We start from the raw sequence: 25,318 nt of genomic DNA, 5'->3' as shown, positions 1-25,318 counted from the left end.
CAAAGATTATTAAAAAAATAATGGATAATATTAATTATGAGGTAAATATTAATATTATGAATGAATATGGGGAAATTATAGCAAGCGGAGATGAAAAGAGAATAGGCAAAATACATTTGGGGGCATTAGAGGTGATAAAGAATTCTAAAAGTATGGAGTATTTTGATTATATAGATAATGATACAGAAAGCAGCAAGCCAGGTGTTAATATACCATTGTTTATAAATGGTGAAATTATTGGTGTTGTAGGTGTTACTGGAAATCCAAAAGAAATTAGATTAATAGCAAATATGGTTAAAATGATTACTGAAATATTGATAGAAAGGGAAATAGATATAGATAAGCAGATATTAAAACAAACCACTTTAAATAATTATATATATAAAATTATTTCAAAGGAAAGTCATAATTATATATCTTCTATCAATATTTGGGCTGAAAATAATAACTATTCATTTTCTATAGATAGAACTGTATGTTTAATAAAAATTGAAAAAAATGATAAATATGATATGTACAAAATATCAGAATATATAATAAATAAACTTCAAGTTATAAAATATTTTTATAAACAAGATATTATAACATATATTGGAAATAGACAATTTATTATAATAAAAAGTTTCAATGATAAAGAGAAAATACATGATAAAAAAAAGATAATTATTTCATTTTTTAAGAGTCTTAAAGAAGCTGTAAAAATAGATATTAAATTTTCTGTTATGTGCGGATGTATAGTAAATGACTTGGAAGGGATACATGATAGTTTTGAACAGGCTAATTTTCTATTTAACTATATAGAACAAACAAATAATAAGATTTATTTTATAGAGGATTATGTTTTGGAGTATATTATTTTAAATGAGGGATATTTTAGTTCTAGTATGATATTAAGAAATATATTAAATATTATAAATAAAAATATGACATTAAAAGAAACTATAATAACTATGAGTAAATTTGATATGAATATAAATAAAACTTGTGAAAAACTAGCCGTTCATAGGAATACTATTCTTTATAGGATGAAAAAGATTAAGGATGTATTGAATATGGATCCTATTAATAATCATTTAGATAGAATTAAATTTTATATAATAGCTACTATCTTGAAAAATAATAATTATAGATGAGTTGTTATTAAATTCATAAGTATATAATAAAGTTCTATATCATATTTATTATAATAATTCTGCATAGAATTTAATATACACTCTGATATATATTGGAATAATTCTTCTATGTTTTTTATAGTTTCTTTTATATGCTTTTCATTAGATTTTATTTTATAATCATCATAAAAGTTCGGAGTGATATTTTTTATAATACTTATTTTATTATCATTTGTGAAATTTTCATTTAGAGTATTTTCTATAATATTTTTATAAGATAGAAAATTATCTATATTGAAATCATCAAAATTTATATAATCTTTTTTTTCTGTGTTTGAAGAATACAAATTGTATAAATCAGAATCTTCTATTCTTTGAAATAAAAAATTTATAAAGTATATTATATCTATTTTTTTTGTTTCATTGAATGACATTATGCTGTTAATAAATTCTGAAGAAGGGTTATTATGACTTACATTTTCATTATTAAATATAATACTGCTTTCAGATTCGGAATCAATTTTTTTAAAATCATCGTAATTTTTTCTATCTTGCTTTTCCTGCTTTAATAATTTCTTATATATATTTATATATTCGTTGTATTTATCTTTTTGACCAATGGACATATATATTTTTGCTATTGATTTATGAGTTTCTGCTTCATCATATTTTAGGTCTATGGATCTATTTAAATTAAATAATGCTTTTTTATGATTTCCTAATTTAAAATAGGAATTTCCTAGCCATAGCCTATTTAAATAATTATCTTTGTCATCATTCAATTTTATTGATTTTTCTAAGTATTTTATAGCCTCTTCATATTCGCTGTCTATATAATTAATATATCCAATCCAGTAAAATGCTAAATAATTGTTTTCATTATCATTTTTCTCATTTATATCTATTGATTCCAAAAGATGATGTACAGCATCCTTATAGCTTTCTAATCTTGCATAGCAAATACCAAGATATAAATGATTTAAGTACTCATTTTCTTGTACTTCCATAAGTCTTGTAAAACATTCAGCTGCTTTTTCTATATCTTCATATTCTAGAGCAATATTTCTTGCTTTTTCAAAGCATTCTTTTGATAGAGTGTCATCTTCTATAACCTGATAAAGTTCTCCTATAGTAAACCAAGTATCAAATTCATCATCCTTCAATCTTATAGATTCATTTAAATGTTTTAATGCTTTGTCATATATTTGAAGAAGAAAATAAGCTGAACCTAGATAATATCTTATAAGATAATCATCATCTTTTAATGAAACAGATTTTTCTAAATGCATAACAGCTGCATCATAATTCTTCAATTTTATATGGCAGTATCCCAAATATCCGTATACTAGATAATCTTCTGAACCTAATGACATTGACAAATATATTAAAGCATTATTATAATCAGCATTTTTAGCATAAGTGATGCCTAGCCATAATGTATAATATTTGTTGGAGGAATCCAAATTATATGCCTCTATAAAACATTCTAATGCTTCTTTATGTGAGTGAAATATATCATAGCATCTTCCTATATAGTATTTGTATATAGCTTTGTTTCTAGAATTTTTTTCTAAATATAGAACTTTTGTAAAGTTCATCATTGCTGTATCATATTTCTGCAATTTATAACAGCAGTATCCTGCTTTAAATATAGCTTCTATATTATTAGAATCGATATTATCTAAAACATTATTGCATAAGGTAAATGCATCATCATAATTTTTATCATTTATAAATTCATCTATTTCTTGCAGATATTTATTAATATTTTTCATAATCTCACTTTCATCTAATAAAATTATATTATAAATGATTATTTAGAAATTTAAACCTTTTAAGTTTTGTAATTTTATACAATTATTAATAATATACAAATTTTTGTATAAATTACAACTTAATAATATGTATGATATGTTGTTTAAATATTTATATTAGAATAATTTTAATAAAATGTTATATTTTAGGTATAGAAAAACATATTAGGATAAGAAATAATGAAGAGTTTAACATTTTTTAAGATTAAAGACAAAGACAACTATTTTGAAAGCGATATAGATGCATATATTAAACCGCCTAAAAAAATATCATTCTTTTTAAGACTTCCAATGTGGATAGCGAAAAAGAAAGTAAAAAAAGATTTGCTTCTTCCAAAGATTTTAGCTTGGAATCCCAAAACCGCAATAAGCTCTGGCATAATGGAGGCATTAATTACACATGATGATAAGGAAGTACCTAAAAGACTTTTAAAACTTATAAGAATACAAATATCTATAGACATAGCCTGCCCATTTTGTATAGATATGAACAGCTTTGAATACGATAAAGAAAATGTAACTGAAGAAGAAATAAAGTATTTACAAAATAAAGATATAGATTCATGTCCTACAATGTCAAGCAAAGAAAAGATTGCTTTAAAATATATTTCAGCCATCACAAAAACACCAGTAATAATATCAGAAGAGTTAATAACAGAAATAAAAAAAGAGTATTCAGAGCGTGCAATATTAATACTAGCCTCCACTGCCGCACAGGTAAATTACTGGGCAAGGCTTATAAGGGCTTTGGGAGTGCCTACTGCTGGGTTTACAAATATATGCAAAATTAACAAATAAAGCATAAAAACATTGACTATAAACTTAAAATTTACTATACTTATAGCATTATATTAAAAAGGTTTTTATATATGAATGATGAAAAAATAAAAAAAGATATTGATGTAAATGTTGTAACTTTAAAAAAATTATTGAGAAAAAGATTAGTTATTCCTGAATACCAAAGATTTTATGTATGGGATAAAGAAAAAATAAAAGAACTGATAGATGATTTTAAATACTTTTTTGAAAATAATAAAGGAGATTTTAATAAATATTATTTAGGTACAATTTTACTTCATTTAGAAATTAAAAAAAATACCAATAAAAGAATATATAATATAATAGATGGGCAGCAAAGAATAATAAGTTTATTAATAATTGCTTATATTTTAAAAAAGAAGAAATTTAAAATTACAGCCAAATTTAATGCTAATATTACTTTAAAAAATATTAAGAATAATTTTAATTATCTATGTTCAGAAAAAATTGAAAATATACTTCCAAAAGAATTTTTAAATAGAATAGTGTTTACAGTAATATATACAAAATCAGAAGATGATGCTTTTACTTTTTTTGATACTCAAAATGGCAGGGGGGTAAATTTATCAGCTGTTGATTATTTAAAAGCATATCATTTAAGAGCAATAAAAAATACAGATTTGTTAAATGACATAGCACAAAAATGGGATAAAAACAATAGAATAAAAAATGATAGGGAAAATAATAATCTTAACATATTATTTTATAATATATTATGGAGAGCAAGAAAATGGAAAGGAAATAATCTTTATTTTGAAAGTAAAGATGAAATATTAAAAGAATTTCAGAAAAACACACATAAAAATTATGGAGATGATAAAATTAGATATTGTTATCAAATTAATAATTTGTGTGATTTTTATAAAAATCAAAATAAATTATGTGTAGAAAATAGTATAACTGATTTTAGTAAAAATGATAATGAAAAAGAGTATTATTTTATGTTAAGACAGCCTATAGTAAAAGGTATTAACTTTTTCTTATATACAGATAAATATAATGCTATACATGATTATCTATTTAATTCTAATGAAAGTAATGATAAACAATTTCAATACTTTTATAATTTATATAATCATGTTTATAAAAATAACATAAGTAATTATTTTAAATATTTTTTTGAGATGCTTTGTGTTGTGTATTATGATAAATTTAAGGAAAATGATTTTTTAAAATTTGCTTTATATTGTGATTATCTAATAGGAAATCATCGTATAATTAAAAAAAGATATATAAAGAAAGTATTATAAAAATAATAAAAGACAGCAGTGAAAATATTATAGATGTTATATTTATGGCATTTGACACAAAAGATATTATATCTTTTATTAAAGAGAATATTCCAAAAATTACTAATTACTTAGAAGTAACTGATAAAGGTGTAATAGGGCAGTATAGAAAAAGTTATATTAATTTTATAAATGATATAGGTATAAATTTAGAAAATGATTTAGATAAAGAAAACATTATTAGTACAATCATTAGTAGTATCAAATAAGTTATAATTAATGGAGAATTATTTATGCATGAATTAAGCTCAGAGCAATTTTCTTTAGATAAAATTATCAAAGAAAAACAATATTTTTCAATTCCTATTTACCAAAGATTATATGTTTGGAAAGAAGAGCAAATATTAAAACTTTTGCAAGATATAAAAACTGCAATTGAAGATAAAAAAGAAAATTATTATATAGGATCTTTAATAATATTAAAATCTGATGATAAAAGGTATGATTTAATAGATGGACAGCAGCGTTTTACAACAATATTTATATTATTTAAAACTATAAAAGAAATATTTACAGATAGAATAAATGATAAAAATTTATTATTTATTAATAATTTTTTATATGGAGAAAATAATGTTAGATTATTATTTAGAGCTAGAAAATTTGCTGATGATTTTTTTAAAAAAGTTAATATAGATGATCAAAACAACAGCAATGAAGAAAAGGAATTGTTATCTCCATTTTTTCAAGCTATAAACGTAATAAAAGGTTTTTTTGAAGATACAAATAATAATATTAATTTAAATGACTTTATAGACTTTATTTCTACAAAATTAATATTTATAATAACCCAAATGCCTGAAAATACAGATGTTAATAAATTATTTGAAACTTTTAATAATAGAGGTGTACAATTAAAGCAACATGAAATATTGAAAGCCAAATTATTAGAAAAAATTGAAAAAGATAAAAAATATGTATATTCTATTATATGGGATTGTTGTTCTATAATGGATAATTATATTGAAAAGAATTTAAAAGATGCTCTAAATATTACTTGGAAGGAGTTTATCGATAGTAAACAAAAAATTATTAATACTTCCAATATTAAGGCAAATAGTGAAAGGGAGGAAGATATATCTGATAATATAAAATATGTGAAAGATTTAATAAAAAGCAGTAATATAAATAATAATCCCAATAATTATAATTTATATGAAATTTTAGATAAGAATAATGATTTTTATTTTGACAAAAATGAAGATGATGAAAATGAATATGAAGCACCAAATATAAGAAGTATAATAAGTTTCCCAATGCTTTTATTACATACTTTAAGAATTTTTGTTCTTAAATATAAAATAACAGATGAGTTAATTGATGTAAAAGAAAAAGAACTTATTAATATATTTAGAAAGGTATTTACGAAGAAAACTAAAAGCAAAGATATCAAAAATTTTTTAAAGCTTTTATGGAAAGTTAGAGTAAGATTTGATAAATATGTAGTTAAATGGGTATATATAAATGATAAAGAGGTGTTAAATATTAGTAAAATATATTGTGTAAAAAATGATAATTCCAAAGTAATACAAAGAAGACATAATATAAATGCAGATGGATTTACTATGCTTCAAACTATGCTGTATCATTCACAGGAATATATAACACAGTATTGGTTAACACCTTTTTTAAATAAAATGCTAAATAACGATACAAATGAAGATATTTTATATAGATATTTAATGAAATTAGATAATTTATTATATTTTTATGAGAGTGATAAAAATTTAAGTGAAAGAACTAGAAATATGTGTTCTGAAAAAATTAATGCCTACTATAATAAGAATATTGATACAATAAAAGCTCTATTAATAGAAGAGCTCAAAATGCCAAAAGGATTAAAATTTTATAGATATTGGTTTTACAAATTAGAATTTATTTTATGGTATTATTGGAATAAGAATAATGATTTTTTTGAATATAAGAATAATAAATTAAATGATATACTCCCAAATTTCAGAATTACAGCTAAAAATTCTATAGAACATGTATATCCTCAAAATCCTGAAAACTCACCAAAATGGGAAGATATATATTTGGATAATTTTGGGAATTTGGTTCTTATTAGTCAAGGACTTAATTCAGAATATAGTAATAAACCATATCATGAGAAGTTAGCTAAATTTATAACTAATATCCTCGATAAAGGAAATATAGAATCATTAAAATCATTGTTGATATTTACAAATAAAGAATGGAATGAAGAAACTTGTGAAAAACATTTAGAAGAAGTTATTAATTTATATGTAGACTATTATACAAAATTATGAATATAGAAATTAAAGTAACAGCGGGAGCTAAATCCAATAGTTTTAAATTCGAGAATGGTGCCTATTCCATTCGTATTATGGCTAAGGCTATAGACGGCAAGGCTAATAAGGCTATAATAGATTTTTTGGCTGATGAGCTTAATATAAAAAAAAGAGATGTTGAAATATTAAAGGGAGAGAAAAACAGCAAAAAACTCATTTCTATTAATATAGATGAAAAAAATCTTCAAAAATATTTGAATAAATAGTGAATTTTTTAAATTGCTATTGATTATTTTGTATAATTCTATATATTAAATGTTATAAAGAAATAGAGGTTTGTATATGCCTAAAAAAATTATATATTTATTTGCTATTATGTTTTTAATTTCATGCAATAATAAAACTGAAACAGTTTCTAAAATCGATGATAAATCAGAAATACAAAAATCAAAATTCTATTTGCTTTCTGGCAATATATCAGGCGAAGATGCTTCAATGTATTTATATGTTAATAAAAATAATAATTCTGTAAGCGGATATTATTATACAAAAAATAAAAAAGCAATGATTACAGGAAAAATTAATAATAATAAGCTTAATTTGCAGGAAATAGATGAAAATAATAATATACATGCAAGCATAAAGGGAAGTTTGAGTGATAATATAGATTTTAATGCTGAAATAAGATACGATGAAGATAATACTGTAAAAGATATGTCATTTTCTCTAAATAGAAATATCCCAGTATATTCCGCTGATATAGCTGATTACTATAAAAATGAAAGCGAAGGCAATGCAATATTTTCTTATCATAGAACTTTGCTTTTATTTAGTAAAAACAATGATAATAATTCATTAGATATGGAATCATCTATTAATTATGCTAAGGAAGAATGTGAAAATTATTATAATGAATGGAAAACACTTTTGGCAGACGGAGTTAATTCCAATACAACTTATGAGATAGATAATACTGTGAATGTAGGCTATATAGACAGCAGAGTAATAGCTCTTGATAATTATTCATCAATGTATACAGGCGGAGCACATGGAGAGAAAGCAAATATTCAGGAAGTATATTCTTTGGAAAGTTCAAACCTTATTACAATAAGAGATTTAATTTCAGACTTTAATAATACTAATTTAATATCTGTAATGAGAGATAAAATACTTAAAACAGGAAGTACAAAAGAGGATTATTTTGATTTTAATTCTATAACATTAGAAAGCTCAACATTTAGAATACTTCCAAATTCCATTAATTTTGTATGGCAGGCTTATGATATAGCTCCTTACTCTACAGGTGTAACTGAGATAAGTTTTACTTTTGATGAGTTAAAACCTTATGTTAAAGAAGACTCTCCATTGTATTATTTGTTTTTATAAATTTTATGCGTAAATATTTTTTTATTTAATATACTGTTTCAAAAGTACTTGATAAGATTACCAAATTAGAATAGTATAATTTATCTATTAATCTAGCTTTGAAACAAGTTTAATAAACTATGAACATATTTTCAATTTATTTAAATTAAAAACTATAATTATTCATTTTTATTGAATTCTAAATCTTTTAATTCTCTTAATTTAGGAAGATCATCTAAACTGTTTATACCAAAATGCATAAGGAATTTATCAGTAGTTCCGTATGTTTGTCTTTTATCTAAATAATTCTTTCTTCCCTTCCAAGCTATAAATCCGTCTTCCATAAGTGCCTTTAAATGATAACCGCTGTCGCTTTGTCTTATATCATCTATCTCAGCTTTTGTAAGAGGCTGTTTGTATGCTATTATTGATAGGGTTTGGAGCATTGCTTTAGATATTTTTTTCTTACGTTTTTTATCATAAATTGCAGATAATGTACCAAAAGTTGAAGGTATTATAGTCATAATAATAGAATTTCCAACTTCAAGTATTTCTATAGCACTTCCTGCATTTCTGTATTTTTTGTTAATATTTTCTATATAATTTATTATATCAGAATTTTCACATTTAAAAAGATTTCTTAATCTGGCTATATCTATACTGCCTTCCACATATATTACAGCTTCCATTACTCTTTCAAGCTCTTCCTTATTGGATAAAACAGAGTCATCTATTTCTAAGGTATTTTTTTCTGATTGAACAGCAGCATCTTCTTTTTTTTCAGCTTCAGCAACATTTTCAGCAGTTTCTTTTATATCATCCATAATATTTCCAAAAATCCTTTTTTATTTTGTATTTTTAAATTATAACATATATAAAAGTTTTTTCAATGGTATATATAAGTATTTCAAATTCCTGTGTTTTATGCTGTAAATTGGTATAATTATAAAATAAATGTTGCTAAAATAATAAAAAATGTTATTATATTTTAGTAAAATACTAAAAAAATAGAATATATATATGAATATAGAATTTTTACTTTCGGCTAAATTTGATAATAGAAGGGTTATTCCTACGCAAGACAGATTATTCAGAGCAATAGTATCCTCTTTAAATGAAGTTAATATAAACCCTTTAGTAATGCTGTCAGAGTTTTCTATAATAGAGGATGGCAATACATTAATATACTCTTTTCATCCGTCATCAGACCCTATATATTTTGAGTTCAAAAATGATACTATTTTTATAACAATAAGTACTGGTACATTCGGTGCTGGATATCATAGATTTATAGTAAGTGTTTTAGACAGAATAGCAAGAAGACTTGATATTGAGTTTAGAGAAGATGATGCCCATAAAGACCCTAGCGGATATTTTAGGGACAGAGATTTTAAATCCTTGCAAAGATTCTTTATAAACTCATTAGCAAGTTATGCCCAAATGCTTATAGCTCATCATGACAACGGCTTCAGCAATTTTATGATATCAATGCCTTATGATTATCCTATGATAGAAAAAGAGTATTTTGCTCTCTCATCTTTGGGATATTGGGGCAAAAGTTGGTTTACAGATTTAATAGAAGCAAATGAAGAAGACAGATTAACATTAGCTGAAGATTTCTTTATATGGAATACTGAAGAGATGAATGCTAATTTTTGGTTTAAAAGTTTTATTAGTATGATTTGGCTTTATTTTCCATTTAGAGAAATTATAGATGACAGAGAAAGAACCATGTATAAAAAGATTATGTATTCTTTTCAAGAGGCATATAAAAAAGACAGTAATTTAAAATATCCATGGGACATACTTATCAGTATAGCTAATTATTTAGATGATGAAAACATGGTTAAATTTATAGAATCTAAGAAAAATACTCATCAGCCTAATATGGAAATAGGTTTTAGACTTGAACAGGCACGTTATTCAATAGCAGCAGGATTTAGTATAAAACTTCCTATGCGTATGAATGTATTTAAAAATGATAAAACTTTAATAGAGTTTAAAGATATAAATGTATATATAGCCATGCAGGTTTATTCTTTTGCCAATGAAGAGCTTGATGTTATAATGGAATATGTATTAAAACAAATAGATATAGCAGGAGAATATAAAGGCGATGCTATAGATGTTAAAATAGAAAGCAGCAATATAGAGAGTTTAGTTTATGAGAAGAGTCTTGAAGAGGATGATTATATGATTACTCTTGCTGCTGTTACAAAAAAACTAGCATTGCTTGCTTGGTTTACTTATTCAGGTAAAGAAAACAGGGACATCTGTATAGAAGCTATAAAATCAATAGAGATAGAAAATTAAGAAAAATTATGTAAAGTAATCATAACAAATACCGAGAATTTTATTATAGTTAACTAATAATTAGGTTGGCTATTAACTTAAAGGTGGTATTTTATGTTTAACTTATATGAAGAGCTTACAAAAATAGAGATACTTCTTTCTAAAGAAATAGAAGTTTATAAAATTATATTGGATGATGAAGAAAAGAAGGTTAATTCTATCATCAATACTAGACTGCAGGATATACATTTATACTGCGATCATCAGAATGAAAAAATGACAGAGGCTAATGAACTTAGAAAATTAAGAGAAAGTGTTATAGATTTAATAGTATTGAATAAATTTCCTCATCTTTCAGAAACCGCAACATTATCAGATATCATTAGAAGAATACCTCTAAATAAAACTGCAAAAATATCTGCATTGCGTCTTGAGTTAGTAACATTGATGGCACGTTTAAGACATTTAAACAAATTAGCTCCTAAACTTTTTGATGAAGCTTTGGATCTATTTGCAAATATGAAAGAAGTTTTGCATGAAAGTAAAAAAGTGGGATATAACAATAAAGGCAAAGAGCATGTTGTTAATAGAAAATTATCAGTATTAGTAAATAAGCAAGTTTAATATAGAATATTTATATCTTAATAAAAACACATAGCATTTTTATGTTATGTGTTTATTTTTTTATTTAATTATTTAACTTTTTGAAATGCTATTCTCTCATCATTATTTCTTTGAAGTTTAATTATACCGCATTTTATGAATCCTTCTTTCTCCAAAAATTTCTGCATAGGTATATTATCTTTATGAGTATCTATTCTTATATTATTATGAATATTAAAACAATAATTTATACAAAAAGAAGCAGCACCTTTTCTTCCATGCAATGATGCTATTCTGTGTACAACAGCATATTTATCATTATTAAGCCAAGCACCATTGTATATATTATTATAATTATTATCTATTCCAATATAAAAACAAAAAGTGCATATTATATTATTGCTGTCATCCAAACATACATAACTATGTCCTTTATCTATATCTGACTTTATGTCATCTTTTGAAGGGTATCCATTAGTCCATTGATTTGGATTATTATTTTCTTTCATAAATTTTCTTGCATATTCAAATATTTCTGATAATTTATCAATATCTTCATAATTAGCTTTTCTTATTAACATGTAATTATAATGCTCCTGATATTAAATATTTTTATTTTTTAAATAATCAAATATAATTTTTAAATCTTTTTTATTCAAATCTATTTTTGAAAACAAATCAGCCCTATTTATAAATGTTTTTATCAAACTTCTCTCTCTTCTATATTCATCTATATTTTTATGATTTCCAGATATTAATACTTCAGGTACTTTCATATTATCTATTTCAGCTGGTCTTGTATACTGTTCATATTCTAAAAGTCCCATAGAATTTTCTTCAAAAGTGTCGCTTGGTACAGATGCATCATTATTCAAAATTCCCTTATATCTTGAAATTGCATCTACAATAAGCAAAGCAGGTATCTCACCTCCGCTTAATACATAATCTCCTATACTTAAAGCTTCATCAGCGTATTTATGTTCAACTCTATAATCTATTCCCTCATAATGCCCAAGTATCATTGTTATATGTTCTTTATTAGAAAGCTCTTTTATTTTTTTTTGAGTAAGAGTTTTTCCAGAAGGAGAGAAAAATAAAGTATATCCATTTTTATTATTGTCAAAGTATTTTTTGAAAATATTATAAGTCATAATCATTCCAGGTCCGCCGCCGTAAGGATAATCATCGCATCTTTTATAATTGCCTTCGCCATATACTCTCATGTCAATAATATTTAAATTTATTTTATTTTCTTTAACGGCACTTCCTATCAGTCCCACGGAAATAGGGCTTTCATAGAATTTAGGAAAAAGTGTCAGAATATCTATTATCATTTACTTATTATACTTAATTAATATTAATTAGGCAAGTTAACAATATAATAAAAAAAATTGACTTATATTATTTGTTGTTATATAATAATATTATTAAATAATTTATAGAAATAATAAAATTTGTCGCCGGATAAATTTTTTTTAACGTTTGTATTCATACCGTAGGCCTTAGAAAGTATGAACGCAAACGTTTTTTTATTATGGGGTATTTTTTATGAATATATTAAATTTATTTATTAAGTATGTATCTTTAAATATAATAGGAATGATTGGTTTATCATGCTATATACTTGCAGATACTTTTTTTGTTGCAAGAGGTACAGGTTCTGAAGGTCTTGCTGCTTTAAATATTGCTATACCTATTTATAATTTCGTTAATGGTTTCGGTCTTATGATTGGTATGGGTTCTGCTACTAAATATTCAATACTAAAAACACAGAATAAAAATAATGAAGCTAATATAATATTTTCTAATGCTTTTATTTATATTATATTTTTCTCTGCATTCTTTATTATTGCAGCCGTTTTTTTTACTCAGAAAATAGCTTATGTTTTAGGGGCTAGGGATAATGTTTATATTATGACTGATATATATTTAAAAGTAATATTGTTTTTTTCACCTATGTTTATGCTTAATAACTTGCTTCTTGGATTTGTAAGAAATGATAATCATCCTAAACTTGCAATGCTTGGAATGATTATGGGTAGTTTATTTAATATAATATTTGATTATGTTTTTATATTTCCTTTTAAAATGGGAATATTCGGCGCTGCTTTGGCTACTGGTTTTTCTCCTATTGTAAGCATGTTTATTTTATCAATTTTATTTATAAGAAGGGAAAACACTTTTTCAATTACAAGGCCTAATATAAATTTTAAAAAATTTTTTGAAACGGCTTCATTAGGAATTTCATTTTTAATAACAGAAGTTTCTTCAGGATTTGTTATAATAGCTTTTAATATTGTAATACTTAAAATAGCAGGTAATATTGGTGTTGCAGCTTACGGTATAATAGCAAATATTGCCTTGGTTATTATAGCTATATTTACTGGAACAGGACAAGGTATACAGCCTATAATAAGCAGCAATTTTGGAAACATAAAAAATATTAATAAAATATATAAATATGCTTTGATTTTATCTTCATCTATTGCGGTAATAGTTTATATAATAACATCTGTATTTGCTGATGATATAACAAGTGCATTTAATAAGGATAATGATATGGAGCTTCAAAGAATAGCAGTTGAAGGACTTTATTTATATTTTACTGCTTTTATATTTGTAGGATATAACATTATTACATGCGTATATTTTTCTGCTATGGATAAAGCTAAGCCTTCATTTATAATATCTATGCTTAGAGGTTTTATATTTATAATGCCTTCTATATTTATCCTCTCTTCAATCTTTAATATGATAGGTGTATGGCTTTCTTTTCCTGCTGCTGAAATTTTAACTGGTATTTTTTCTTTTATATTTTTTATAAATTTTAATAGTTATAAAAGATAATAAAATTGACTATTTTTTCATTGATATGTAATTATCTCACTAATAATGTATAATTTTATGCTCAAACAAAAAAACAATATTTCTATACATTCAAAAGTTTTACTTTATTAAACAAACCTTTTTTCTGTAAAATATGATAATATACTATTTAGAAAATATGTATTATTATTTATTGGTATTTTATTTTTGAAACAATACCTAATAAGTAAAACTTAAATAATTTTTTATAGTGTCATAAACATCTTTTAAGAAGAGTTAAATATTATTATCTTTTAATGATTTTGAACTATAGATAATGAAAAGTCAAAAGTATAATTTTTACTCATAGCAGTATACTTACTTTAATTTTATAAGCAAGAATACTATAATAAGTATATTATTTTTTTGTTTTAAAAAATCCATAAAAACTCATACACCTCAACAATAAATTTATTGATGTACTTGATATTTATTTATTATCTAATATACTTATAAAAAGTATTATTTTCTGAGATTGGAGTATCAAAGGTGAAACATATTAAATTTTTAGCGGTATTTTTAATTCTTAGTTATTCTATATTTGCATTAACAGCAGATGAGGAAAAATTATTTCAGGCTATTAATTCTAAGAATTCCGCCGATGTATCAAGTATTTTATCAGCTTCTAGTGATATAGATATTAATATATTAGATAATGAAGGATATAGTCCTTTGCATAGAGCAGTTTATAACAGTGATATAAATACTATAAATGAACTTTTAAAAGTAAGAAATATAAATATAGATTCCAAATTGGATATGAAAGTAAGTATAGATAATTGGTTTTTAGGCGGTTCTACCCCTATGATATTGGCTGCATTTATGGGGAATGCTGATATTGTTTCTTTGCTATTAGATAATAAGGCTAATATAAGAGCTAGAGATGGCGTTGACGGAGCTATGGCTATACACCTTGCTGCTGCTAATGGAAGAAATGATGTAATAAAAGTTTTGCTTGCTAAAGATCCTCAATTAGTGAATATAGTAGATAATAGAGATAATACTCCATTGCATTGGGCTGCTATGAAGGATAAGAAGGATACTATCGAGCTTTTAATGGAAAATGGTGCAGATATAGAGGCTAAGGATGCTGACGGATGGACGCCTCTTCATTATGCTGCAGCTTTTTCTTCTGTTGATACTGTTCAGACTCTTGTTGATTTGGGAGCTGATAAAGAAAGTAAGGCAAAAGACGGAAGCAATCCTATGGACTATGCAAGACAAGATGATGTGAAAAATTATTTAGCTGGAAATGATAATATAAAAAGGGAAGATGCTGAAGAAGAAAATTTGGAAGAAGAAACTGTTTTAGCTGATAATAATACTGCAGAAGAGGAAATGGCTGAAGAAGAAATAGCAGAAGATGAAGAAATGGCTGAAGAAGATGTTCCCGATAAATCCATACAGGAAGGCGGAGATACTTATGCTAAAAATCAGGAAAATCAAACTCTTGATGTTAAACAGCTTGAACTTTTAGTTGCTGTAAAAAATAATGATATAATAGCATTGAATAATCTAATAAAAGAAGGAGTTAATCCTAATTTTGCTGATGAGAATGGATATTATCCTCTTCATTTGGCTGTTATTAATAATAGTCTTGATTCTGTTGAAGCTTTACTTTCTTATAAAGATATAAACAAAGAGGCAAAACTTCCTTACGAGGCTACTTTAGACAGCTGGTATTTGGGAGGAGCTACTCCTTTAATAGTTGCTTCATATATTGGAAATGCTGATATAGTTTATACGCTTATCAATGCAGGATGCGATATCAAGGCAAGAGATGATATAGACGGATCTATGCCTATACATGTAGCTTCAGCTAATGGAAATGATGATGCGGTTATATTATTATTGGAAAAAGATAAAACATTGGTTAATGAACTTGATAATAACGGAGGAGATACTCCTTTGCATTGGGCTTCTATGAAAGATAAGCCTAGTACCGTTGCTCTTCTTTTGAAATACGGTGCAGATACAAAAATAAAGAACTCTGACGGAAATACAGCTTTGCATTATGCTGCTATGTATGCTTCTGCTGAAGTTATAGAGAACATAATTTCTTCTGATAAGTCAAGCGTGAATATGGCTAATGATGAGGGAATATATCCTATACATTATGCTGCTTTGGAAAATAATGTTGATGCTTTAGTAGTTTTAGTTCAAAAAGGAAATGCTGATGTTAATACAACTGATACAGCTAAGGATACTGCTCTTCATTATGCTGCTGCTTATGGAAATATAGATGCTGTTATGACTTTAGTTGAAAAATGCAATGCAGATAAGACATTAAAAGACAGCGACGGATTTACTGCTGCTGATTTGGCTGCTGATAACGGATATGATAATATAGCGGCTTATTTAAGAGGCAATACCGAATATATACCTGAAAATAATACTAAATTAGTATTGCCTGAATATATAAGAAAACCTGACTTAAGTAAAAAATGGTGGTAAGTTTTATATTATAATTGTGATTAATTAAGAGGCTTAGAAATATTAATTTTTAAGCCTCTTTTTTTGCATTATTTTGCGACAGTTTTTGTCATAGCATTACTTTATAATATTAATAAAGAGTTAATAGGAGCTAATGATTATGTATAAAACTAGAAAAGAAAAAATTAAAGAAGCAAAAGAAATATTATCAAATGAAGCAGAAAATAAAGAAGCATTAAAAACACTATACACATCATATATGCAAATTGAAGATTATAAAAAATCAAAAATATATTTAAAGAAGTATTTGGAGATAGAAAAAAACGATTATAATGCTTGGAAAATATTAGGTAATTACTTGAATAATGATGATAATAATTTTAAAGAAGCTGAAAAAGCCTATTTGAAGGCTCTTGAAATTAATGATAAAGACATAAGAGTATTTGCTAATTTAGCAAGAACTTATATTAAATTAGATGATAAAGATAATGCCTATAAAACTATACAAAAAGCTATTGAATTAAAAAGCAGCGATGAAAAAATGACAATAGAAATATCAAATATTCTATGTTTGATAAACAAATATGATGAAGCTATTAATCTGCTTGAAAATTTTTACAAAAACTATTATTCAAAATCTTTAACTGAACAATTAGCATATATTTATGAAACAGTACATAGTTATGATAATGCTTTAGAGTTATATAAATTATTAGATGATGAAAAATCACTTTTAAATATATATCTATACTCAACAAATCAATTCAAAGAAGCAGCAAAAATTTGCAGAAAAAATATATATATGGATTATAACGATTACGGATATAAATTAGCTTATATATATTTATTTTTAGGATACAGTAAAAAAGCAATGAAAATACTGAAATTGGCTAAAGATAATGATAAACATTTTTATATGCTAGCTTATATGGAAAGATTAGCTAAAATTTATGAGGCTTCTAAAAAATATTCTAAAGCAGCATATATGAGAGAACAAATGGCTAATATTGATCCTGATGAAGAAATAAACTGGGCTTATTTATCAAAATACAGATTTTTATCTAATGATTATGACAGAGCAATAGAAGCAGCAAAAGAAGCATTAGAAATAGATAAAGACTATAGAGTTCCTTTATATTATCTTGCAGCAAGTTATAAAAAACAGGGAAAAGATAAAAAGGCTTATAAAATATACAATAAATTAATAAGTAATTTTGAAAACAGATCGGAAATATATAAAAACTTTTATTATAAAAATCTGTATAAGTACTGTAAAACAGAAGAAGAAAAAGAAAATTTTCATAATACAGATTGGAAATATGAAAGACTTAGTAAAGAAGAATTATTATACACATTATTAAGCTATAAAGATTTAGAAGAATATCAAAAAATAAAAGAAGTTTTTAATGATTACATATACAGAGAAAAAGATAATAATAAAAAAGATATACATTTTTTTGAAAGTAAAAATATAAAAATATACATGAATAAATTTCATTATAATGATGGTTATATAACTTCTATTGAAATTGGAGAAATATTTGAAGAATTAGAAATGTATGAAGAAGCTTTATTTATATATTTTGATGTTCTAAATAAATATTCTTATGATGAAAAAATAGGCATTTATCATAGACTTTACAGCTGTTATAAAAAATTAAATAAAGATGATTTGGCAAAAGAAATATTGAACATGGCAAAAGATATAGGAATTAATACAAATAATTTTGATGAGTAATAAAGTTATAAATTAATTTTTTAGAAAAAAGAGGAGAATAAAATGCAAGATAATAAAAAAAATTACACAATAGAAGAAATAAAAGAATTAATAAATAAAAAAATAAATAATGAAGAACTTGAAGATGACGATGTGATTTATTATGAAGAAACTCAAGAAATATTAAAGAAGCATTTAAAAAATGATCCTAATAATAAAGAATTATTATTTTTATTAGCTCTGGTGCAGTATGATGGTTCATATTTTAATGATGGATATAAAAAATTAAGAATAACATTGAAAAAACTTTTAAATCTTAATTATAAAAAAGATAAAGTATTATACTATTTAGCAGCATCATATTATTATGACAGTGATTATGATGATAATAAAAAAATACAGAAAGAAATTATTGAATTATTAGAAAATGCTATTGAATTAAATAATAAAGATTCTGAATATTGGTATTTACTTGGAAAAGTACATTTCTTTGTTATAAAAGATTATGATAAAGCTATAGAGTTTCATAAAAAAGCAGCTGAAATAAATTATACAGAAACAATTAATAACTATAAAGAATATTATTATTATACATTGGGGAAAATAAATTTATATTTAGGAAAAAGCCAAGAGGCTATAGAGAATTTTAAAAAAGCTATAAAAGATTCAATAGATTATTTTAATGATTTTTATAAAGCGTCTGATTGTTGGCATTATTTAGGATTAAGCTATGAAAAAAACGGACAGTATGATGAAGCTTTGGAAAGTTATGAAAAGGCATTATATATAAATGTAAGAAGCGAGTTAGATGATTATTTTTATGATTGTTTAAAGGCATTAAAATCATTGTATGATTTATATAAAAAACTCGGTAAAAATGATGAAGCTATATATACTTTGAAAAATAGTATAGAAAAAGATATATCAGCACCATTTATGATTATACCTTTTTGTGATAAGGATTTTAAAGGAAGCGAAACTTATAATGATATAGTTCAGGCATATAATGATAGTTGGCATTATTGTCATTCAGCTGCAGCATACCGAGAAATGCTTGCAGAACTTTATATAAGATATGGAGAATATGATAAAGCTATAGAATTATATAATCAAATATCTATAGAAAATTATAAAAATATAGCTAAAACATATAGAGAAGGCAAAAATTATAAAAAGGCAATAGATACATATAAAATGATTATAAAAATGTATCCTGATAATGCATTGAATTGTTATATTGATATTGCACGTACTTATGAAGAGGCAGAAAATTATAATGAGGCTATTGATTATTACAATAAAGCTATAGAAATTGACAGTGAAAATTCAGAATATTATATTAATATTGCTGAAATATATAAAAAATTAGAAAACTATGAAGAAGCTGTTAATTATTATAATAAAGCTATAGAAATTTTAAATGAGCCATGCAAATATCATGAAAAATTAGCAGAATGTTATGAAAGGCTTGGAAAATATAATAATGCTATAGAAGCATATAAAGAATATTTTAAAATAGCTGATGATATACTATACCAATATATATTATATATAAATGGCAGTAAACTTGATATATTAAAAAAGATTGCTTCTTTATATGATAAACTTAATGATATAAAAAATAGGAATTTATATTATGAAAAATCTATTGAAAAATACAGAGAACTCATAAAAAAAGATAAGAGAAGCGAAAAAGAATATTTAGAAAAAATAGCAGATATTTATATAAAAATAGGAAATAAAGAAAAAGCATTTGAAATATATAATGACTTAATAAAAAAGTATAATAAAGAAATATCAAGAAATAAAAATGATTATGAGCTTTTTGAAATACAGGCAGATTTATATTTGAAAATTGATGATAAAGAAAGTGCATTAGAAACATACAATAAAGCTATAGAAGTATGCCTTAAAAAGATAAAAAGTTTTGAAAATAAAAAAATATCGATTTCAGATAATGATGATAAAAATAAAATAAGTTCTTATATGGAAGATTTATCATATTTAGCATTTTTCTATCAAAAAGTTTCAAAACCAGATAAAAGCATACCTATTTATGAAGAGCTTATAAAAATATATAAAGAAAATATAACAGATGATGAAGATAGTATATTTTATTTAAAATCTATTGCACAGCTTTATATAAAATTAAATCAAAAAGATAATGCTTTAAAAACATATAAAAGGATTTTAGAAATAGATAAAGATAATAATGAAGCAAAAGAAAAAATAAAAGATATAGAATCAGGAAAAGAAGTAGAGACAGCATGTATATTCGGATTATCGTATAATAAATACAAACAGCATTGTAAAACAAAAACAGTATTTAAATAATAAAAGTCTAATATGTTTTATTCGTATTAGGCTTTTATGATAAATATATATTTATTTAAGCATTAAAAAAGTATTAAGCAAATTTTAATTATACCGAAAATATTTTATAAGAAATATTAAAATTTTTGGAGGAATACGCCTTATGATGCGTTCATTATTTGCCGGCGTGTCTGGTTTACAAAATCATCAAACTCGAATGGATGTAGTTGGAAATAACATTGCTAACGTTAATACTTATGGATTTAAAAGAGGCAGAGTTACTTTTAAGGATATGATAAGCCAATCTTTAAGCGGGGCAGCTAAACCCCAAGAGGATAGAGGCGGTATCAATCCTCAGCAAGTAGGATTAGGTATGATGGTTGCAACTATAGACACTATACATACTCAAGGTGCTTTACAAGTTACTGGTGTAAACACTGATTTGGCTATACAAGGAGAAGGATTCTTTATTGAAAAAAGAGGCAACAACTCTTATTATACAAGAAACGGTGCTTTTTCTTTAGATAGAGATGGTTACTTAGTTAACCCTTCTATAGGTTATAAGGTACAAGGCTGGAATGCTGTACTTAATCCAGAAACAGGTGAAATGGAATTAAATACTGCAGCTGGTGTAGAAGACTTGATTATACCAGTAGGTTCAAAAGACCCAGCAAGAGCTACAGCAAATACACATTATTTCTGTAACTTGCAAAAAACAGGAGAAACACATCAGTCAGATTTAACTATATATGATTCTACAGGAATACCTCGTCAATTAAGAGCAACTTTCACTAGAACAGATGTTAACAGATGGGATATGACAATAGATATACCTGATGCTACAGAAGGAAGCGTAAGCGTATCAGCAGGAGATCCAGTAGAAGGCGGCGGAAACAATACTTTCCAATTAGTATTCAATGATGCTGGTTCATTAATATCAGTAAGCGATGGTACTAATACACAAACAGAAGGTATGTTAATGCCTAATGTATCTTTCACTTATCAGGGAACTGAAGGCGAAGTAAATCAAACTATTAATTTAACAATGGGAGAGGTTGGTTTATTCAATGGTATTACTCAGTTTGAATCACCTTCAACTACTAAAGCTATAGAACAAGACGGTTATACTATGGGTATGCTTGAAGGCTTTAGTTTTGATGACAGCGGAGTAATAACAGGCGTATTTACTAATGGAAACAGAAAAACTTTAGGACAGGTTGCTTTAGCTAAATTCAATAATGCAGGCGGTTTAGAAAAAGCAGGAGATACTTTATTTGTAGCAAGCAATAACTCAGGTGCTGCTAACATAGGACCAGCTGCAGCAGAAGGCAGAGGATCAATCAAAGCAGGTGCTTTAGAGATGTCTAACGTTGACTTGAGTGAGCAATTTACAGATATGATAGTAACTCAAAGAGGTTTCCAATCTAATGCCAGAACTATAACTACAGCAGATCAAATGCTTCAGGAAGTTATAGCACTTAAGAGATAATTTTAGGTATTAGACTTATTTATAATTTTATAGTATAATAGAGTTAGGAGTTTCTGATATTATGATACATATAACAAGATTTGATGGAAGTATATTATATGTTAATCCGCATCAAATAGAATTCATGGAGGAGACTCCTGATTTGGTAATAACAATGTTATCTGGAAGGAAGGTAGTAACTAAAGATAGTTTTGATACTGTGCTTAATAGGATAATAGAGTATAGAACTAGAATAGTTAATGAAAATAGTGTAAAAAAACCTTCATTCTATGGTAATGAAGATTAGTAAAATAAAAAATAAATTTTAGTTAGAGGTCAAAATATGGATATATTTGTACCATTAGGTGTTGTATTAGTTATAGCTATTAACTTATTCGGTATCATTTCAGGAGGCGGTAATGTAGGTCATATGGTTGACTTTGCATCTGTAGTTGTTACAGGTTTGGGAGGTACAACTTCGCTTTTAGTTGCTAATGACTTAGGAACTATATTAGGTGTTCCTAAAGCTATAAAAGTTCTTTTGAAAAAACCTGATTATGATGAATCTCAAATTATCATAACGCTTCTAAGTTTTTCAGAGAAAGCTAGAAGAGAGGGTTTATTAGTATTGGAAGATGATATACAGGAAGTATCAGATCCGTTTTTGAAAAAGGGCATGCAGCTTGTTGTAGACGGTACAGACCCTGAATTAGTAAAAAACATATTAAATACAGAAATAGATAACGTAGAAGCAAGACACGATACAGTAAAAAAGGTTTTTGAAGATGCTGCTTCATTATATCCTGCATGGGGTATGATTGGTACATTAATCGGACTTGTAATCATGTTAAGAAGCTTGGGAGGCGGCGGTGGTGTTGAAGCCATCGGTTCTGGTATGGCGGTAGCGTTAATTACTACATACTACGGTTCTGTTATAGCTAACGGTTTTGCATTGCCTATAGCTGGTAGACTTGCTGCAAGACACGCTGCAGAAGCTACAGTTCAGAGCATCATGCTTGAAGGTATACTTTCTATACAAGCAGGCGATAACCCTAGAATAGTAAAAGATAAATTAGTATCTTTCTTGCCTCCTGCTCAGCGTCAGAAAATAAATGAACAAGTTGGAGATAGATAATTTTTAGAGGTAAATAAATGGCTACTATTAAATTTGGTAAAAAAGCTAAAAAAGTCGGAGATAAGGCTCAGGTACCTGGTCCTTCAGCCCCTTTATGGCTTCAAACTTATGGAGACTTCGTAACATTGGTATTGACATTCTTCGTAATGCTTCTTGCAACAATGTCTAGTTCCGTTAACGATTCTTCTATACAGCTTATCGCTACAGCATTCCAAGGATCATTTGGGGTTATGCCTGGCGGTGCTACTCTTTCACAAAGCAGATTAGTGTACGGCGGTGCTAATGTTGATACTTTGCCTTCAACAGACAGGGGTTATTCTATGGGTAAGAGTATTGATAAAGCTATGGCTGTATTGGAAGCAGAGATAAAAAGCAAGAAAGTAAGGGTAGAAGAGGATGAGAGAGGTTTCGTTATAAGTTTAGGTGCTGACCAATATTTTGAATCTGGAAGTACAAATTTAATTGATAATCAAAATAATACAGAAACATTTATTAAACTTGCTTCAGTACTTAGTGCTGTTCCTAATGATGTTAGAATAGAAGGTCATACAGATTCTGGAGCTATAATACCGGGAACTTTGACTGAGCAGAAATTTGGAAACAACTGGGGACTTTCTTCTGCCAGAGCTATAGTTATATTAGAAAAATTATTTGAAAATGATCAAGCAGGAAAGTTAGATAGAAATAAATACTCAGTTGCAGGCTATGCAGATACAAGACCAGTAGCTTCTAATGATTTACCCGATGGGCGTGCATTGAATAGAAGGGTTGATATTGTAATTGTTAGAAATGATGTTACTTATTATAATCAGAGGTAACCTAACTAAAAATTAATATGCTATTAGCTGATAAATGGAAAGACTATAAAATTATAGATTGCGGTGAAGGCGAAAAACTTGAGAATATAGGCGGATTTTTAGTATCACGTCCGGATTCTCAAGTTATTTGGTCTAAACAATTAGCTAAGTGGGATAATTTAGATGCTGTATATCATCGTTCAGATAAGGGCGGCGGTTATTGGCAGTATATTAATAAACCAAAAGACAATTTTATTATCAAATATCAGGATTTATCATTTCAGATAGAGTTTACAAATTTTAAACATATAGGGCTTTTTCCAGAGCAGGCTGTTAATTGGCAGTTCATTATAGATAAAATAAAAGAAAAAAAGCTGTCTTCTCATAAAAATAAAGAAATAAAGGCTTTAAATTTGTTTGCCTATACAGGCGGGGCAACGGTTGCTTGTGCTTATGCTGGCTGCGATGAAATTGTTCATGTTGATGCTTCTAAAAAAATAGTAGGACATGCCAAAAGAAATATTGAAATTAATAATCTTCAGAACAAGAAGGTAAGATTTATTATAGAAGATGTTATCAAATTCGTTTTAAGAGAAGTTAGACGTGAAAGAAAATATGATATTATAATAATGGATCCTCCTGTTTACGGCAGAGGACCTAATGGTGAATTGTGGCAGATAGAAACGAGTTTAACTAGACTTACAGAGGAATGCGTTAAATTACTTTCTGATGAACCTATACTTTTTTTGATAAATTGCTATACTGCAAATTTTTCTCATGTATCTTTAAAAAATATATTATCAACTTTGGTAAAGCATAATGGAACTTTTGAAAGCGGAGAAATCGGCATGCCTACAGAATCTTCAAATATTATACTTCCTTGCGGAATATATGCTAGGTTCTATTTGTGATGAATAATTTATTTTATTTGACATAATATTATTTTTAATATACAATTTTAATATGAAACAACACAACACAACACAACACAACACAACACAACACAACACAACACAACACAACACAACACAACACAACACAACA

The 25,318-nt window shown here is 25.9% G+C and carries 22 protein-coding genes; 18 read left to right on the top strand and 4 right to left on the bottom strand.

Annotation, left to right across the window (positions count from 1 at the left end):
- The first annotated feature begins 20 nt into the window (after positions 1 to 20).
- Positions 21 to 1,133, top strand: coding sequence for a sugar diacid recognition domain-containing protein (locus Q0J69_RS05365; RefSeq protein WP_297204930.1), 1,113 nt, complete (start codon positions 21 to 23; stop codon positions 1,131 to 1,133).
- Here Q0J69_RS05365 and Q0J69_RS05360 read toward each other — a convergent pair.
- Positions 1,124 to 2,887 carry a tetratricopeptide repeat protein gene (locus tag Q0J69_RS05360; RefSeq protein ID WP_297204929.1) on the bottom strand — a complete coding sequence of 588 codons (1,764 nt, stop codon included), beginning with the start codon at positions 2,885 to 2,887 and terminating at the stop codon, positions 1,124 to 1,126. The genes Q0J69_RS05365 and Q0J69_RS05360 overlap by 10 nt on opposite strands.
- A 219-nt stretch (positions 2,888 to 3,106) precedes the next feature.
- On the opposite strand from Q0J69_RS05360, the gene Q0J69_RS05355 reads away from it, so the two are divergent.
- The 6 genes from Q0J69_RS05355 to Q0J69_RS05330 all read left to right on the top strand — a co-directional run bounded on the left by Q0J69_RS05355 (position 3,107) and on the right by Q0J69_RS05330 (position 8,672).
- Positions 3,107 to 3,724, top strand: coding sequence for a carboxymuconolactone decarboxylase family protein (locus tag Q0J69_RS05355; protein ID WP_297204928.1), 618 nt, complete (start codon positions 3,107 to 3,109; stop codon positions 3,722 to 3,724).
- A 71-nt stretch (positions 3,725 to 3,795) separates the two neighbouring features.
- A complete protein-coding gene (locus tag Q0J69_RS05350) occupies positions 3,796 to 4,995 on the top strand; it encodes a DUF262 domain-containing protein (protein ID WP_297204927.1) in 1,200 nt (399 codons plus the stop codon).
- A 44-nt stretch (positions 4,996 to 5,039) separates the two neighbouring features.
- Complete coding sequence (locus tag Q0J69_RS05345) at positions 5,040 to 5,243, top strand: hypothetical protein (protein ID WP_297204926.1); 204 nt, start codon at positions 5,040 to 5,042, stop codon at positions 5,241 to 5,243.
- Between the two features lie 24 nt (positions 5,244 to 5,267).
- Complete coding sequence (locus Q0J69_RS05340; protein WP_297204924.1) at positions 5,268 to 7,304, top strand: DUF262 domain-containing HNH endonuclease family protein; 2,037 nt, start codon at positions 5,268 to 5,270, stop codon at positions 7,302 to 7,304.
- A complete protein-coding gene (locus Q0J69_RS05335) occupies positions 7,301 to 7,552 on the top strand; it encodes a DUF167 domain-containing protein (protein ID WP_297204923.1) in 252 nt (83 codons plus the stop codon). The genes Q0J69_RS05340 and Q0J69_RS05335 overlap by 4 nt, the downstream gene beginning before the upstream one ends.
- A gap of 76 nt (positions 7,553 to 7,628) precedes the next feature.
- Complete coding sequence (locus tag Q0J69_RS05330) at positions 7,629 to 8,672, top strand: DUF3298 domain-containing protein (RefSeq protein WP_297204922.1); 1,044 nt, start codon at positions 7,629 to 7,631, stop codon at positions 8,670 to 8,672.
- Positions 8,673 to 8,830: 158 nt separating this feature from the next.
- On the opposite strand, the gene scpB is transcribed toward Q0J69_RS05330, so the two are convergent.
- Positions 8,831 to 9,475: an SMC-Scp complex subunit ScpB gene (gene scpB / locus Q0J69_RS05325; RefSeq protein ID WP_297204921.1), complete on the bottom strand. Its 645-nt coding sequence runs from the start codon at positions 9,473 to 9,475 to the stop codon at positions 8,831 to 8,833.
- A gap of 196 nt (positions 9,476 to 9,671) precedes the next feature.
- On the opposite strand from scpB, the gene Q0J69_RS05320 reads away from it, so the two are divergent.
- Positions 9,672 to 10,964 carry a hypothetical protein gene (locus Q0J69_RS05320; protein ID WP_297204920.1) on the top strand — a complete coding sequence of 431 codons (1,293 nt, stop codon included), beginning with the start codon at positions 9,672 to 9,674 and terminating at the stop codon, positions 10,962 to 10,964.
- A gap of 93 nt (positions 10,965 to 11,057) precedes the next feature.
- Entirely contained in the window at positions 11,058 to 11,567 is a 510-nt protein-coding gene (flgN, locus tag Q0J69_RS05315) for a flagellar export chaperone FlgN (RefSeq protein WP_297204919.1), read from the top strand.
- Between the two features lie 68 nt (positions 11,568 to 11,635).
- On the opposite strand, the gene Q0J69_RS05310 is transcribed toward flgN, so the two are convergent.
- On the bottom strand, positions 11,636 to 12,127 hold the full coding sequence (locus Q0J69_RS05310) for a GNAT family protein (protein ID WP_297204918.1): 492 nt from the start codon (positions 12,125 to 12,127) through the stop codon (positions 11,636 to 11,638).
- Between the two features lie 21 nt (positions 12,128 to 12,148).
- A complete protein-coding gene (gene trmD, locus Q0J69_RS05305; protein ID WP_297204916.1) occupies positions 12,149 to 12,880 on the bottom strand; it encodes a tRNA (guanosine(37)-N1)-methyltransferase TrmD in 732 nt (243 codons plus the stop codon).
- Positions 12,881 to 13,094: 214 nt separating this feature from the next.
- On the opposite strand from trmD, the gene Q0J69_RS05300 reads away from it, so the two are divergent.
- The 9 genes from Q0J69_RS05300 to Q0J69_RS05260 all read left to right on the top strand — a co-directional run bounded on the left by Q0J69_RS05300 (position 13,095) and on the right by Q0J69_RS05260 (position 25,185).
- On the top strand, positions 13,095 to 14,393 hold the full coding sequence (locus tag Q0J69_RS05300) for an MATE family efflux transporter (protein WP_297204914.1): 1,299 nt from the start codon (positions 13,095 to 13,097) through the stop codon (positions 14,391 to 14,393).
- 507 nt (positions 14,394 to 14,900) lie between these two features.
- Complete coding sequence (locus Q0J69_RS05295; RefSeq protein WP_297204913.1) at positions 14,901 to 16,865, top strand: ankyrin repeat domain-containing protein; 1,965 nt, start codon at positions 14,901 to 14,903, stop codon at positions 16,863 to 16,865.
- Between the two features lie 139 nt (positions 16,866 to 17,004).
- The gene (locus tag Q0J69_RS05290; protein WP_297204912.1) at positions 17,005 to 18,582 is read left to right on the top strand and encodes a tetratricopeptide repeat protein; all 1,578 of its coding nucleotides are present in this window, start codon (positions 17,005 to 17,007) and stop codon (positions 18,580 to 18,582) included.
- Between the two features lie 42 nt (positions 18,583 to 18,624).
- Positions 18,625 to 20,895 (top strand): tetratricopeptide repeat protein, encoded by a 2,271-nt coding sequence (locus tag Q0J69_RS05285; RefSeq protein WP_297204911.1) that lies wholly within the window; start codon positions 18,625 to 18,627, stop codon positions 20,893 to 20,895.
- Between the two features lie 142 nt (positions 20,896 to 21,037).
- Entirely contained in the window at positions 21,038 to 22,363 is a 1,326-nt protein-coding gene (gene flgE / locus Q0J69_RS05280; RefSeq protein WP_297204910.1) for a flagellar hook protein FlgE, read from the top strand.
- A 61-nt stretch (positions 22,364 to 22,424) separates the two neighbouring features.
- Entirely contained in the window at positions 22,425 to 22,649 is a 225-nt protein-coding gene (locus tag Q0J69_RS05275; RefSeq protein WP_297204909.1) for a flagellar FlbD family protein, read from the top strand.
- Between the two features lie 36 nt (positions 22,650 to 22,685).
- Positions 22,686 to 23,477 (top strand): motility protein A, encoded by a 792-nt coding sequence (locus Q0J69_RS05270; RefSeq protein ID WP_297204908.1) that lies wholly within the window; start codon positions 22,686 to 22,688, stop codon positions 23,475 to 23,477.
- A gap of 17 nt (positions 23,478 to 23,494) precedes the next feature.
- Positions 23,495 to 24,295, top strand: a complete 801-nt coding sequence (locus tag Q0J69_RS05265; RefSeq protein WP_297204907.1) for an OmpA family protein — start codon at positions 23,495 to 23,497, stop codon at positions 24,293 to 24,295.
- Between the two features lie 17 nt (positions 24,296 to 24,312).
- Entirely contained in the window at positions 24,313 to 25,185 is an 873-nt protein-coding gene (locus Q0J69_RS05260) for a class I SAM-dependent methyltransferase (protein WP_297204906.1), read from the top strand.
- Positions 25,186 to 25,318 lie beyond the last annotated feature (133 nt).

Source organism: uncultured Brachyspira sp. (genome assembly GCF_944388875.1).
GTDB lineage: Bacteria > Spirochaetota > Brachyspiria > Brachyspirales > Brachyspiraceae > Brachyspira.
Note: the sequence above shows the minus strand (reverse complement) of the source record. Positions and strands in the feature narration are given on the sequence as shown.